The 14,057-nt window shown below is 68.1% G+C and carries 13 protein-coding genes and 1 tRNA gene; 6 read left to right on the top strand and 8 right to left on the bottom strand.

Features of this window, described 5'->3' with window-relative positions:
- Nucleotides 1-13: 13 nt before the first annotated feature.
- Nucleotides 14-1,393 (top strand): amino-acid N-acetyltransferase, encoded by a 1,380-nt coding sequence (gene argA, locus DIE16_RS20090; protein ID WP_044847668.1) that lies wholly within the window; start codon nucleotides 14-16, stop codon nucleotides 1,391-1,393.
- A 49-nt stretch (nucleotides 1,394-1,442) separates the two neighbouring features.
- On the top strand, nucleotides 1,443-1,718 hold the full coding sequence (locus DIE16_RS20095; RefSeq protein ID WP_006478357.1) for an oxidative damage protection protein: 276 nt from the start codon (nucleotides 1,443-1,445) through the stop codon (nucleotides 1,716-1,718).
- A 250-nt stretch (nucleotides 1,719-1,968) separates the two neighbouring features.
- Here DIE16_RS20095 and DIE16_RS20100 read toward each other — a convergent pair whose 3' ends face one another.
- From DIE16_RS20100 to DIE16_RS20110, 3 genes are all read right to left on the bottom strand, one after another.
- Entirely contained in the window at nucleotides 1,969-3,381 is a 1,413-nt protein-coding gene (locus tag DIE16_RS20100) for an MFS transporter (RefSeq protein ID WP_044847675.1), read from the bottom strand.
- Nucleotides 3,382-3,571: 190 nt separating this feature from the next.
- Complete coding sequence (locus tag DIE16_RS20105; RefSeq protein ID WP_124893292.1) at nucleotides 3,572-4,810, bottom strand: CaiB/BaiF CoA-transferase family protein; 1,239 nt, start codon at nucleotides 4,808-4,810, stop codon at nucleotides 3,572-3,574.
- Complete coding sequence (locus DIE16_RS20110) at nucleotides 4,807-6,561, bottom strand: acyl-CoA dehydrogenase family protein (RefSeq protein ID WP_124893293.1); 1,755 nt, start codon at nucleotides 6,559-6,561, stop codon at nucleotides 4,807-4,809. The genes DIE16_RS20105 and DIE16_RS20110 overlap by 4 nt, the downstream gene beginning before the upstream one ends.
- Nucleotides 6,562-6,734: 173 nt before the next feature.
- Here DIE16_RS20110 and DIE16_RS20115 point away from each other — a divergent pair, with 173 nt between their 5' ends.
- Nucleotides 6,735-7,637 (top strand): LysR family transcriptional regulator, encoded by a 903-nt coding sequence (locus DIE16_RS20115; RefSeq protein WP_124522172.1) that lies wholly within the window; start codon nucleotides 6,735-6,737, stop codon nucleotides 7,635-7,637.
- Between the two features lie 44 nt (nucleotides 7,638-7,681).
- Here the strand turns inward: DIE16_RS20115 and DIE16_RS20120 are convergent, their stop codons facing one another.
- The 4 genes from DIE16_RS20120 to DIE16_RS20135 form a co-directional block, all read right to left on the bottom strand.
- Nucleotides 7,682-9,100, bottom strand: a complete 1,419-nt coding sequence (locus DIE16_RS20120; protein WP_124893294.1) for an amino acid permease — start codon at nucleotides 9,098-9,100, stop codon at nucleotides 7,682-7,684.
- Between the two features lie 92 nt (nucleotides 9,101-9,192).
- Nucleotides 9,193-10,263: a porin gene (locus DIE16_RS20125; RefSeq protein ID WP_409364461.1), complete on the bottom strand. Its 1,071-nt coding sequence runs from the start codon at nucleotides 10,261-10,263 to the stop codon at nucleotides 9,193-9,195.
- A 100-nt stretch (nucleotides 10,264-10,363) separates the two neighbouring features.
- Nucleotides 10,364-10,750, bottom strand: coding sequence for a RidA family protein (locus DIE16_RS20130; protein ID WP_124667281.1), 387 nt, complete (start codon nucleotides 10,748-10,750; stop codon nucleotides 10,364-10,366).
- A 30-nt stretch (nucleotides 10,751-10,780) separates the two neighbouring features.
- The gene (locus DIE16_RS20135; RefSeq protein WP_044847661.1) at nucleotides 10,781-11,995 is read right to left on the bottom strand and encodes an amino acid aminotransferase; all 1,215 of its coding nucleotides are present in this window, start codon (nucleotides 11,993-11,995) and stop codon (nucleotides 10,781-10,783) included.
- A 191-nt stretch (nucleotides 11,996-12,186) separates the two neighbouring features.
- Here DIE16_RS20135 and DIE16_RS20140 point away from each other — a divergent pair, with 191 nt between their 5' ends.
- The 3 genes from DIE16_RS20140 (at nucleotide 12,187) to cysC (ending at nucleotide 13,642) form a co-directional block, all read left to right on the top strand.
- Nucleotides 12,187-12,669: an Lrp/AsnC family transcriptional regulator gene (locus DIE16_RS20140; RefSeq protein WP_124488334.1), complete on the top strand. Its 483-nt coding sequence runs from the start codon at nucleotides 12,187-12,189 to the stop codon at nucleotides 12,667-12,669.
- Between the two features lie 83 nt (nucleotides 12,670-12,752).
- Nucleotides 12,753-12,827, top strand: a tRNA-Val gene (locus tag DIE16_RS20145).
- A gap of 275 nt (nucleotides 12,828-13,102) precedes the next feature.
- Nucleotides 13,103-13,642, top strand: a complete 540-nt coding sequence (cysC, locus tag DIE16_RS20150; protein ID WP_124488335.1) for an adenylyl-sulfate kinase — start codon at nucleotides 13,103-13,105, stop codon at nucleotides 13,640-13,642.
- 18 nt (nucleotides 13,643-13,660) lie between these two features.
- Here the strand turns inward: cysC and DIE16_RS20155 are convergent.
- The coding region (locus DIE16_RS20155) for an aminotransferase class III-fold pyridoxal phosphate-dependent enzyme (protein ID WP_124893296.1) at nucleotides 13,661-14,057 on the bottom strand (397 nt) is incomplete at its 5' end.

Here is a 14,057-nt window from a genome sequence, read left to right on the forward strand (position 1 = left end):
TATAATCCCGCCCATGAATTCCCAAACCGACCTCCCTCCCGCCCAGACCGGCGCCGCGACGCCGCCGGCCGCCGACGATTCGGCCGCCAGCCACGCGCAGTTTGTCGACTGGATGCGTTCCGTCGCGCCCTATATCCACAAGTTCCGCAACAGCACGTTCGTCGTGGGGTTCGGCGGCGAGGTGGTGCAGCAGGGCCTGCTGAACGCGCTCGTGTCCGACATCGCGCTCCTGCAGGCGATGGGCATCCAGATCGTGCTGGTGCACGGCTCGCGGCCGCAGGTCGAGGAGCAGCTGAGCCTGCATGGTGTCGAATCCGAGTTTTCGCACGGGCTGCGCATCACGGATGCGCGCGCGCTCGAATCCGCGAAGGAAGCGGCCGGCGAAGTGCGTCTCGACATCGAGGCCGCGATCAGCCAGGGTCTGCCGAACTCGCCGATGGCGCACGCGCACATCAGCGTCGTGTCCGGCAACTTCGTGACCGCCCGGCCGGTGGGGATTCTCGACGGGGTCGATTTCGCGCACACGGGCATCGTGCGCAAGATCGACGCCGAATCGATCCGTCATTCGCTCGCGAGCCGCAAGCTCGTGCTGCTGTCGCCGCTCGGCTTCTCGCCGACCGGCGAGGCGTTCAACCTGTCGATGGAAGACGTCGCATCGGCCGCCGCGATCGCGCTGCGCGCCGACAAAATCATCTTCCTGACCGAAGCGCCCGGCATCGTCGACGACGAAGGCGGGCTGATCCGCGAAATGTCGCTCGACGCGGCCGCCGAACTGCTCGATTCGGGCAACATCCAGGGCGACGACGCGTTCTTCCTGAAGCACTCGATCCGCGCGTGCCGCGGCGGCGTGACCCGGGCCCACCTGATTCCGCAGTCGCTCGACGGCAGCATGCTGCTCGAACTGTTCCTGCACGACGGCGTCGGCACGATGATCTCGTACGAGAACCTCGAGAGCCTGCGCGAAGCGACGCCGGACGACGTCGGCGGCATCCTGTCGCTGATCGAGCCGCTCGAGTCGGACGGCACGCTGGTGCGGCGCGGCCGCCACCAGATCGAACGCGACATCGACCACTTCTCGGTGATCGAGCACGATGGCGTGCTGTTCGGCTGCGCGGCGCTGTATCCGTACCAGCAGGAAAAGATCGGCGAGATGGCGTGCCTGACGGTCGCGCCGGAAGCGCAGGGCTCGGGCGACGGCGAACGCCTGCTCAAGCGCATCGAGCAGCGCGCCCGCGCGCGCGGCCTCACGCACATCTTCGTGCTCACGACGCGCACCGAGCACTGGTTCCTCAAGCGCGGCTTCGTCAAGGTCAGCGTCGACGACCTGCCGGAAGACCGCCGCAAACTCTACAACTGGCAGCGCAAGTCGCTCGTGCTGATGAAGCAGCTCTGAGCGCAGGCACGACTGCCCTCCCCCAGACCGATTACAGGAGAAGTACACGATGGCTCGAATGATCCAATGCGCGAAGCTCGGCAAGGAAGCCGAAGGTCTCGATTTCCCGCCGCTGCCGGGCGAACTCGGCAAGCGCATCTACGAAAGCGTGTCGAAGGAAGCGTGGCAAGGCTGGCTCAAGCAGCAGACGATGCTGATCAACGAGAACCGCCTGAACATGGCCGACCCGCGCGCGCGCCAGTACCTGATGAAGCAGACCGAGAAGTATTTCTTCGGCGACGGCGCCGACCAGGCGTCCGGCTACGTGCCGCCGACGGAAGGCTAAGCACCGCGCATCGCGATGGCCGCCGTGCCGGCCTCGTCGCGAAGTGAAGCAACCGCCAGGCAAACGGCACCGTGGATCGCACGGTGCCGTTTGCTTTTGGGACGCGTGATTTGGCGCGAGTCGAGGCCATGCGGCGCGCGATCCGTCCGGCGCGCGATGTCGCCGGAGCGGCGAATTACCGCCTCACCGCATTACCGCATTACCGCATTACCGAATCGCCAGCGTGCCGAATCACGTCGGCCTCCCCGTCTCACCCCGCCGGTTTCAACGCGCCGCGCTCGCCTGGCTGCGTGGTCTCGCCGGCCGGACTTTCAGCGCTCGCACTTTCGGCGCCCCACTCGGCCGCATCGCTGCGCTCGGCCGTCGACAGCTCGTCCGCGCGGTAGCCGGTGCGATTCAGCAGCGCGAGCATGCACGCGAGCGACACGAGCGCGTACAGCCCCGACGCGATCGCGACGCCGACGATGCTGCCGGTCGCGTTCAGGATCGCCTGCGCGAGCACCGGCGTGCCGCCGCCGACGACGAGGGCGCTCAGCTGGTACGCGAGCGACAGGCCCGTATAGCGGATGTTGGCCGGAAACACGCGCGCGAGCACGCCGCCGACCGCACCGTAGAACATCGCCGACGGAATCGTCGAGATGCACATGCCCGCGACGGCGACCCAGTACGAGCGCGTCGCGAGCGCATGGAACATCACCGGCATCAGCACGATCTCCGGAATCAGGATCCAGCACATCGCGCGCCGCATGTCGACCTTCGACACGAACCACGCGCCGACCGGCTGCATCAGGAACTGCACGACGAGCGAGATCGACAGGATGCCGAGGAACGTGCCCTGCGCATAACCGAGCTCCTTGGTCGCCCACGACAGCGCGAACGTGCTGCGAAAGTACGTGACGTTGATCACCGGCAGCGTGCCGGCCGCGAGCAGCACGACGGGCCAGTGGTCGCGCACGACGTCGCGCAGCGGCAGCTTCACCGTGCGCTTGCGCGCGAGCACGCGCTGCATGTCGATCGATTCCTCGAGCCGCAGCCGGATCACCATCCCGATGATCACGAGCACCGCCGACAGCAAAAACGGAATGCGCCAGCCCCACATCAGGAACGACGGCGTCGGCAGCGCGCTCAGCGCGAAGAAGGCAGCGGTGGCGAGCAGGTTGCCGGTGGGCGAACCCTGCTGCGCGAACGCCGCATACAGGATGCTGCGATGCTTCGGCGCGTTCTCACTCGCGATCAGCACCGCGCCGCCCCACTCGCCGCCGACCGCGATGCCCTGCAGCACGCGCAGCACGACGAGGCCCGCGGGCGCCCACACGCCGATCGACGCATAGCCGGGCAACAGGCCGATGCCGGTCGTGGCAAGCCCCATCATCACCAGCGTGATCACGAGCGCGGTCTTGCGGCCGACGCGATCGCCGAGATGCCCGAACACGATGCCGCCGAGCGGCCGCGCGGCGAAGCCGGCCCAGAACGTGACGAACGCAAGCAGCGTCGCGACGCCGGGATTCATCGTGCTCGAAAAGAACACCTTGCCGAATACGAGCGCGGCGGCGGTGCCGTAGATGTAGAAGTCGTACCACTCGATCGTGGTGCCGACGAACGCCGCGAGGGCGGCACGGCCGGGCCGCGGCTGCGCGGCGGACGGGGATTGCGGACGGCTCATCGATGTCTCCATGTTTGTGATCGGCGGCGCGACTGTCGCGCGCGTTGCCGGATGGCCGGCCTTGCGCCGCCGGCTGGCGGAGTTGCGTTACGAGCGATTGCTCGACGCGGGGCAGCTTTACGCTGCCCAACGTCGCTTTACGTCGCGATCTGTCGGTCCAGGTCACTCACCTGCAGGGCCACTCGTCCGGTCACGCCGGGTCCGGCGCGACCTTCAGCACGCCCGCGTCGAGCAGCTGCTGCTGGAGCGCGGGATCGACGCCGAGGCGGTCGAGCACCGCGCGCGTGTCGCGGCCGAGCGCGGGCGGCGGCGAACGATAGGTCGCCGGCGTGCGCGACAGCTTCATCGGCGATGCGGTGCCGCGATACGCGCCGATCTCGACGAACAACTCGCGATGCAGCGCATGCGGATCGCGCGCAACGTCGGCGACCGTGCGCACCGGCCCGCACGGCACGCCCGCCGCCATCAGGTCGCGCGCGAGCGGCTCGCACGGATGCGCGGTGAGCCGTGCCTCGAGTTCGGCCTTCAGTTCGGGCCGGTGCGCGCAGCGGCTGCGGTTGTCGACGAAGCGCGGATCGCCGGCCAGCGCCGGCGCGCCGAGATGCGCGACGAGCCGCGCGAACTGCCGGTCGTTGCCGACCGCGAGGAAGATCGGCACGGTGGCCGTGCGATAGCTGTCGTACGGCGCGATGTTCGGGTGCGCGTTGCCGCTGCGCTCGGGCACGCGCCCCGAGCCGAAGAAGTTCGGCAGGTGCGGATGCAGCAGCGACACGCCGCAGTCGTACAGCGCGATGTCGATCGACTGGCCCTGCCCGCTCTGCTCGCGCTCCGCGAGCGCGAGCAGGATGCCGGCAAGCGCGTTGAGTCCGGTGACCATGTCGACGATCGGCAGCCCGATGCGCGTCGCGTCGCCGTCGCGCTCGCCGTTCATGCTCATCAGCCCGGCCATCGCCTGGATCACCGCGTCGTAGCCGGGCAGCCCGCCGAGCGGGCCGTCGTCGCCGAAGCCCGTCACCGCGCAGTGGATCAGGCGCGGGAAACGCGGCTGCAGGTCGCGCGCGTAGTCCATGCCCCAGCGCGCGAGCGTGCCGGGCTTGAAGTTCTCGACGAGCACGTCGGCGCTCTCGAGCAAACGCCACAGGATCGCGCGCCCTTCGTCGCGGGACAGGTCGAGCGCGACGCCCTCCTTGTTGCGGTTCACGCCCATGAAGTACCACGCGGTGTCGCCGAGGAACGGCGGCCCCCAGCCGCGCGTCTCGTCGCCGTCGGGCGGCTCGATCTTGATCACCGTCGCGCCGTGGTCGGCGAGCGCCTGCGTGCAGTACGGGCCGCCGAGCACGCGGCTCAGGTCGACGACCTTCAGGCCGTCAAGTGCGCCGCGTGTCGCTTTCGTCGCTTTCGTCGCTTTCGTCGCTTTCGTCGTGCTCATCGTTCGACCTCCGGCAGCAGGTCGAGCGCCATGTCGAGCGGTACCGGCGTGCCGCGCAGCAACGCATCGAACGCCGCTGCCTCGTCGTCGCGCGACGCCGGCGCGAGCGGATCAACCGGCAACAGCTTGTGACGCACGATCAGGTGCGCGAGCGCGAGGCGCCGGTAATCGGGCGCGAGCCGCGCGCCCTCGCATGCCATCAGCACGGCCGCGCTCGCGTAGTACAGCGCCGACGCGGCCTGCCGCACGCGCGCGTCGTCGCCTTCCGCCGCGACCCCGGCGAGCGCATCGCACGCGCGCGCGAGAATGCGCCGCAGCGCCGCGCGGCTCGCGTCGGGCAGCGGCGCCGCGCCGAGCCGGTCGGCGAGGAACGTGCGCAGCGCATCGAGCGCCTGCTCGCGCTGCGCGGCGCGCGCGACGTCGAGCGCGACGATGTTGCTGGTGCCTTCCCAGATCGAGCCGAGATGCGCATCGCGCACGAGGCGCGCATCGCTCCATTCCTCGATGTAGCCGGTGCCGCCGCGCACCTCCATCGCGTCGCCCGTCACACGGCGTGCGTCGCGGCACGCGCGAAACTTGATCAGCGGCGTCAGGATGCGCACGCAGCGCGCGGCCTGCTCGTCGCCCGCATCCGCCTGCGGCAGCAGCAGCGCGATCTGCATGAACATCGCGCGCGCGGCCTCGGCGGGCAGCAGCATCTTCATCAGCTGGCGCTGCATCAGCGGCATCTCGATCAGCGTGCGGCCGAATGCGGCGCGGTGGGCGGCCACGTGCAGCGACTCGTTCAGTGCGCGCCGCATCAGGCCCGCCGCGCGCACGCCGTTCGACAGCCGCGACATGTTGATCATGTCCGCCATCTGGTGAAAGCCGCGGCCGATCTCGCCGATCAGGTATGCCTGCGCGCCTTCGAGCGCGATCTCGCCGCTCGCCATCGAACGGCTGCCGAGCTTGTCCTTCAGCCGCACGATCCGGTAGCGGTTGCGCGTGCCGTCCGGCAGCGTCTTCGGCAGCAGGAACAACGCGAGCCCCTTGATGCCGTCCGGTGCGCCGTCGGGCCGCGCGAGCACCATCGCCAGGTCGGCGTCCGCGTTCGAGCAGAACCACTTGTCGCCGAAGAGGCGCCACACCGCCTCGCCCTGCGCGTCGGCTTCGCGCACTGCGCGCGTCGCGATGCGCGCGACGTCGGAGCCGGCCGCCTGCTCGGTCATGAACATCGCGCCCTGGAACAGCGTGTCGAAATCGCGCGATGCGAGCATCGGCAGATAGCGCTCGACGAGTGCCGGGTCGCCGAAGCGGCGCAGCGTGCGCGTCAGCGAATCGGTCATGCTGACCGGGCAGCACAGCCCGAATTCGGCCTGCACGAACAGGAACGTCAGCGCGTACTTGACGAGCGGCGCGACCGCCTCGGGCTGGTGGCTCAGCGACGCAAGCCCGAGTTCCGAATATGCGACGCGTTCGAGCGCGACGTACGCGGGATCCTTGTCGATCCGCTGCACGGCTTCGCCGCGCCGGTTGCGGTGTTCGAGCACGGGCGGATGCTTGTCCGCGCGCGACGCCCATGCGTCGAGCTCGCCCGACACGCGCGCGCCGAGCGCGTGCAGCTGCGGTTCGAGTTCCGCGTAGCGCGCGTCACCGAGATGCAGTTTCAGCAGCGCGCCGAGATCGGGATCGGCCGTGAAGAAATTGATGCCCCGGCTATCGGGGATGTTGTTGGCCGCGCCGGTGTCCGGCGTGCGAGCGATGTCGTTCATGCATGCGTCTCCAGGATGGCCCGGCTACCGGCCGGCGCCCGCGCGGCGGCGGCGCGGCCGGCTGATGCCAGGCGTTCAGCAGAGCGTAGGCGCGCGATCGATAAGCGTCCAATACAGGATTTATCCGGTACGATAGACGACGCTTATCGATGCCGATGCGGGAAGGAGACAGCATGGAACTGAGGCAGTTGCGCTACTTCGTGGCGGTCGCCGAGGAACTGCATTTCGGGCGCGCGGCGAAGCGCCTGTTCATCTCGCAGCCGGCGTTGAGCTTCGACATCCGCAAGTTCGAGGACGCGCTCGGCGTGCAGCTCTTTTCGCGCACCAACAAGACGGTCGCGCTGACCAACGCGGGCGCGGTGCTGCTCGGCGAAGCGCGCCGGCTGCTGCTGCAGGCGGCCGAGGCCGAGCGGCTCACGGTGCGCTCTGCGTCCGGCCTCGCGGGCCGGCTGCGGATCGGCTTCGTCCATTCGATGCTGTATCGCGGGCTGCCCGATGCGGTGCGGCGCTTCGAGGCCGATTACCCGGGCGTCGAGATCGTGCTGAGCGAGATGAACACGCAGGCGCAGGTGCAGGCGATCCAGCGCGGCCAGATCGATCTCGGCTACGCGCACTGGGGGCACTGCCCGCCCGAGGTCGAATCGGCGCCCGTCTACGCGGAACCGTTCGTCTGCTGCCTGCCGGCCGCGCATCCGCTCGCGCGGCGCCGTCAGGTCGCGCTCGCCACGCTGGCCGAGGAACCGTTCATCCTGTTTCCGCGCGACGCGGCGCCGCACTATCACGACCTGATCATCGCGCAATGCGTGAACGCGGGATTCAGCCCGCTGATCCGTCACGAGGCGCGGCTGTGGCAGACGATCCTGTCGATGATCGAGTTCGGCATGGGCATCGCGCTGGTGCCGCGCGTGCTGCAGCAGGTGAAGAGCGACCGCCTCGCGTTCCGGCCGCTGAAGGATGCGTCGCTCGAATCGCGCACGCTCGAACTGAAGCGCAGCGGCACCGCCGAACCGGTCGCACTGCGCTTCGCCGACTACGTGCGCGCATCGATCGACGCGCTGCCCGCGCTCGCGGGCTGAGCCGGCGCGCCGGCGCGCCGGCATTTCGCGCCGGCACTTCCCCGTTACTTCGCTTCCGGCTGCAGCGCCGGCTGCGCGCGCCGGTACCACACCGCGTACACGACGGACAGCGCGATCAGGAACGGAATGCCGAAGATCAGCGTCATGTGGAATTCGGCCGTGAAGTAGGTCGTCACCATCACCGCGAGCATCAGCGCCGCGCCGAGCAGCGTCAGCAACGGAAAGCCGCGCATCCGGAACGCGGGCGCCGGCAGGCCGAGCGCCGCGCGACGCCGCCGGAAGCAGTAATGCGTGACGAAGATCATCATCCACGTGAACAGCGCGCCGAACATCGACACCGCCATCATGATCGTGAACGACGCGTCCGGGTACAGCACGCTCAGGACCGTCGCGAGCGCGATGCCGAGCGTCGACAGCAGCAGCGCGCCGAACGGCACGCCGCGCGCGTCGACCTGGCCGAGTGCCTTCGGCGCATAACCCGCGCGCGACAGGCTGAACATCATCCGCGTCGTGATGTAGAGCTGGCTGTTCATCGCGGACAGCGCGGCGATCAGCACGACGAAGTTGATCAGCCCGGCCGCGCCCGGCAGGTGGATCGCCTCCATCACCTTCACGAACGGGCTCTCGTCGCGCCCTGCCGCCGTCCACGGCACGATCGCGAGCATCAGCGCGAGCGTGACGAGGTAGAACAGCACGAGCCGCACGATCGTCGAGCGGAACGCGCGCGTCACCGCGCGCTCGGGATCCTCCGCCTCGCCCGCCGCGACCGCGATCATCTCGATGCTCAGGTAGCTGAAGATCGACACGATCACCGCGACCCACGTTCCCCACATGCCCTTCGGGAAAAAGCCGCCGTGCCCGGTGTAATGGTGGAAGCCCGCGCGGGCCGCACCGTCGCCGACCAGTGCCGGATTGCCGAACACGACGTACGCGCCGAGCACGATGAAGCCGACGATCGCCGCGATCTTCACGACCGAGAAGCCGTATTCGACCGCGCCGAACACGTCGACGCTGCGCGCGTTGACGAACACGAGCAGCGCCGAGAAGCCGACGATCCACAGCCAGCCCGGCACGCCCGGGAACCAGTACTTCATGTACAGCGCGATCGCGGTGACTTCGGTGCCGACCGCGAGCACGATGCACGCCCAGTACGCGTAGCGCACGAGGAACCCGGCCCACGGGCTCACGTAATGTTCGGCGTATGCGCCGAACGACCCGGAGGTCGGATGCGCGACCGTCATCTCCGCGAGACAGCCCATCAGCAACAGCGAGATGAACGCGCCGATCGCGTAGCTGACGAGCACGCTCGGGCCCGCGAAGCCGATCGCGAACCCGCTGCCGAGAAAGAGACCGGTACCGATCGCACCGCCGATCGCGATCATCGCCATCTGCCGTGCGGAAAGTGTGCGGCGCAGACCCTGCTCGCGCGCCGCGATGTGCTGGAATTGCCCTTCTGGTTGCATCGAATGACCTCGTTCGAAAGCGTGTGTCCGGCCGAAACGTCGACGGCGCACGGACCGGTGCCGGACCGCACCGGCCACCGCGCGCCGCATGCTCAGAACAGGTGGCGCAAGCCGGCCGCGATGCCCGTCTGGTTGCCGCGTCCGGGCATTTCGGTGAACGCGCCGCCGGTCACCCGGTTGTAGTCGACCGTCGCGTAGACCTGCGTCGCCTTCGACAGCGCGTACTCGGCCTCGAGCACGCCCGTGTAGCGCTTTCCGCCGTTACCGGCGATGCCGTTGACGTTGCGGATGTCGTCGTAGTACGCGACGCCCGTCACCGAAACCGCCGGCGTGACCGTCACGCTCGCGCCGGTATAGAAGATCGCGTCGCGGCGCGGATTGTCGGCGAACGCACCGTAGGTCACGTCGCGGCCCGGCGCGTTCAGCAATTGCCGGTCGAGCATGCCGGTGCGGTCGATGCCGCCGAGATAGCCCGCGTACAGCGTCGCCGCGCCGAACGCGTAACGTGCGCCCGCGCCCCACGCCTGCTGCGCGCGGCTCGTCAGGTCGCGCACCTGCTGGTAGGTCGTGCCGACCATCAGTCCGCCGAGCGTGTACGACACGCGCGTGCCCCAGTACGCATTCGCGCCGAGGCTGCCCGCGACGCCGCCGAAGCCGTAGCTCGCGCCGACGTTCAGCCCGCCGAACGTGCCGTCGTAGCTGACCACGTTGCTCGCGCGGCCCTGCGTGAGGAAGTACGGCCACATGTTGGCCGTGTAGTTGCCGACCGTCAGCGGATCGAGATCGCCGAACAGGTTGAATGCCTCGGTCGCCTGCCGGCCGAGCTTCACGGTGCCCCAGTCGCTCGCCAGGCCGACATACGCGTAGCGGCCGAACAGCGCGCCGTCGAGCTGCCCGTTCTGCGGCTCGAAGCCGCTCTCGAGCCGGAAGATCGCCGTCAGGCCGCCGCCGAGCGCTTCGCTGCCCTTCAGGCCCCAGCGGCTGTTGGTGATCGCACCGTTGGTCATCTGCACGCTCGCGTCGTTCGACGCGTTCGCATGCGTCGTGTAGCGAATGCTCTGGTCGACGATGCCGTACAGCGTCACGCTGCTCTGCGCCATCGCGCCGCTCGCGGCGAGCAGGCCGGCAATCGTCGGTAGTGCGAACCTATTGATACTCTTCATCTTCGTCTCCATCCTTGTCTGAATATTTGATGTTCGTCGGGGTGTGTTGGTGCTTGTCGGTAATCGTGGGTACTGCAATCTTCGCGCGGTCGCGTGCCGGCTAGCCGCGTGCCGCCGGCAACGCCACGTATGCGACGAGTTCGACGCACATGTCCGGGTGCGCGAAGCCCTGCACGCCCACGCACGTGCGGTTCGGGTACGGTTCGCGAAAGTGGCGCCGGTATTCGGCGTCGAATTCGGGCATCGCCTTCACGTCGGACAGGTAGACGAGCACCTGCGCGACGTCGTCCATCGTCGCGCCGGCCGCCGCGACGGCCTTCGCGAGATTGCCGAGCGTGAGGCGCGCCTGCCCCGTCATCGTGTCGCCTGCGATCGCGCCGGACGCATCGACCGGGCCGTGGCCGGTAAACATCAGCCCGCCCGCGCGGGTCGCCCACGAGAACGGCTGCGCGAGTTGCGGCAAGTCGACCGGGATCGTGTCTGCCATCGTGTCCTCCTTCGGTTCGGGATCGGCCGCTCAGGCAGCCTGGCGCGACGTGCCGCCGAGCACGTCGGCGATCGCGTACGCGACGTGCTCGACGTTCGCGTCGTTCAGGCCCGCGATGCACATGCGGCCCGAACGCAGCAGGTAGACGCCGTGCGACGCGCGCAGCCGGTCCACGTCGGCCGCGGCGATGCCCGTATAGCTGAACATGCCGCGCTGCGTGACGAGCGCGTCGAACGCGGGCCCGGCCAAGCGCGCGTCGAGCCGCGCCTTCAGCGCGCCGCGCATGCGCTTGATGCGCGTGCGCACCTGGGCCACCTCGTCTTCCCAGCACGCGCGCAGGACGTCGTCGTTCAGCACCGCCGACACGAGCTGCGCGCCGAACAGCGGCGGGCTCGAGTAGGTGCGGCGCACGCCGGCCTGCAGCTGGCTCAGCACCGTCGCCGCTTCGCCCGCGCTCGCGCAGACGATCGACAGGCCGCCGACGCGCTCGCCATACAGCGAGAAATTCTTCGAGAACGAGTTGCTGACGATCGCCGGCAGCCCGGCTTCGACGATCGCGCGCACGGCCCATGCGTCGTCGTCGAGACCATCGCCGAAGCCCTGGTACGCCATGTCGAGGAACGGAATCAGCCCGCGGCGCGCGAGCACGTCGATCACCGCGCGCCACGCGTCGCGGTCGAGGTCGAGGCCCGTCGGGTTGTGGCAGCACGGCTGCAGCAGCACGATGCTGCGCGCGGGCAGCGCGTCGAGCGCCGCGAGCATCGCGTCGACGCGCAGGTCGTTGCGCGCTGCGTCGTAGTACGGATACGTGTGCACGTCGAGGCCGGCCGCCGCGAAGATCACGCGATGGTTGTCCCACGTCGGATCGCTGATCCAGATCGCGCTGTCGGGGAAATAGCGCTTCACGAATTCGGCGCCGAGCCGCAGCGCGCCCGAGCCGCCGAGCGTCTGCAGCGTCGCGATGCGTCCTTGCGCGAGCGCCGCGCAACCGGCGCCGAACACGAGGCGCTGCACGCCCTGCCGATACGCGGCGAGCCCCTCCATCGGCAGATACGTATGCGGCGCGCCGGCTTCGCGCAGGCGCTCGGCCGCGAGGCGCGTGCTCTCCAGCACGGGGATGCGGCCCGCGTCGTCGTAATAGAGGCCGATGCTGAGGTTGACCTTGTGCGGATGGGCATCCTGCTGGAACGCCTGGAACAGCGACAGGATCGGATCGCCCGGATAGGCGGGAATGTGTTCGTACATGGCGGAATGACGGTCGGGGTTGAAGGCGGCGATACGGCCGGCGGCGTGACGGCACGTCAGGCCGTGCGGTCGAGGCATGGGGCGCATGTTATCGAGGACGAAATAGAATGAGCTTCACTTTTCGATGACGAATCCCGCCGATTGCAGTAGAGTCTGCGCCTACCATCTAAAAAATGACGGGATTCTGCGAAATGAATCTGGATCGAACCGACATGCGGATCCTCCGGCACCTCGAGCGGGACGGACGCATCAGCAATCAGGACCTCGCGAACGCGGTCGCGCTGTCGCCGTCGGCGTGCCTGCGGCGCGTGAAGCTGCTCGAGGAACGCGGCGCCATTTCCGGCTACCGCTGCACGATCGAGCCGAAGAAGGTCGGCGTCGCATTCGAGGCGCTCGTGCACGTGTCGATGCGGCCGGACGTGCCCGAATGGCACGACCGCTTCGTGGAGGCGATCCAGCAGTGGCCGGAAGTCATCGCCGCGCAGATCGTGACGGGCGGCTCGAACTACGTGCTGACGGTGCGGGCGCGCGACCTCGACCACTACTCGGACTTCGTGATCAACCGGCTGCATCGCGCGACGGGCGTGATGTCGATCAATTCGAGCATCGTGCTCGCGACGCTCAAGCGCGACGGCTCGATCCTCGATCTCGTCGAGCCGTCGACGGCCGGCTGACGCACCTTTTGCACCGGCCTGAAAAATATTTGAAGAAAGTGCTTTACGAACCCGAAAAGCTCTGACATAATTTCAGCTTCTTTGGGCGGTTAGCTCAGCGGTAGAGCACTGCCTTCACACGGCAGGGGTCACTGGTTCGATCCCAGTACCGCCCACCAAAGAATTCAAGGGCCTGCGTCTCACGACGCAGGCCCTTTTCGTTTTGTGCGTCGCACTCGTAATGCACACGTCCAAGAGATAATCGCGTGATTCCGACGCGCGCCATCGGCCAGTACGTAATAATCGGTAACGAATTGGTAACGGTGTACGAATAGCGGCTGACTAGAATCGACCACCATGACAGCCGGCCGAGCGGCACCGGCTCCCCACCATCAAGAAGACGAACGGAATCCGGCACGCGCATTGCGGCTGGTTCACGCCGTCGCGACACATCATGACATTGCCGAATTCACATACCCTGTGGTTGACCGGCCTGAGTGGTGCCGGTAAATCCACGCTCTCGCGCGAGATAGCCGCGTACCTGCGCACGCACGACATTCCGGTCTGCATTCTCGACGGCGACGAACTGCGCTCGGGCGTCTCGCACGATCTCGGATTCCGGCGCGACGACCGGGCCGAAAACTGCCGACGTACCGCCGAAATCGCGAAGCTGATGAACAATCAGGGCATCATGGTGATCGTCGCGCTGATTTCCCCGTATGCAGCCGACCGGCAACTGGCGCGGGAAACCATCGGTGACGAGCGCTTCGTCGAAATCTATCTGAAGACCGATATCGAGACCTGCTCCGCGCGCGATCCGAAACGCCTGTACGCGAAGGCCATGACCGGCCAGACGCGCCAGTTCACCGGCATCTCCGATCCCTATGAGGCACCCGTCGCGCCCGATCTCGTTGTCGAGACCGGAACGATGTCCGTCTCCGCGTGTGTCGCGCGCATCATCGAGTTCGATCAACAGCGCTTCGACTACGCCTGACCGAAGCGCCGCGTTCGCTCACCTCACCCGCCCGACCCGTTCCGCGGTCGCATCGAACGCGCGCTTCGCCTTGTCGACGATCTCGTCGACCTCCCCCTCGCGAATCACGAGCGGCGGCGACAGCAGCATCCGGTCGCCAGTCGCGCGCATGATCAGGTTGCCGTTGAAGCAGAAGTCGCGGCAGATCGTGCCGATATCGGCGCCGGCGTCGAACCGCTCGCGCCGCGCGCGATCGCGCGCGAGCTGTACGCCCGCGACCAGCCCCGCGCCCGCGATCTCGCCGACGATCGGATGATCGCCGAGCGTTTCGCGCAGCCGACGCTGGAAGTACGGCCCGATGTCGTGCTTCACGCGCTCGACGATCCCTTCGTCGCGCAGCAGCTTCAGGTTCGCGACCGCCACCGCCGCCGCGACC

Source organism: Burkholderia sp. Bp9090, assembly GCF_003857985.1.
Lineage (GTDB): Bacteria > Pseudomonadota > Gammaproteobacteria > Burkholderiales > Burkholderiaceae > Burkholderia.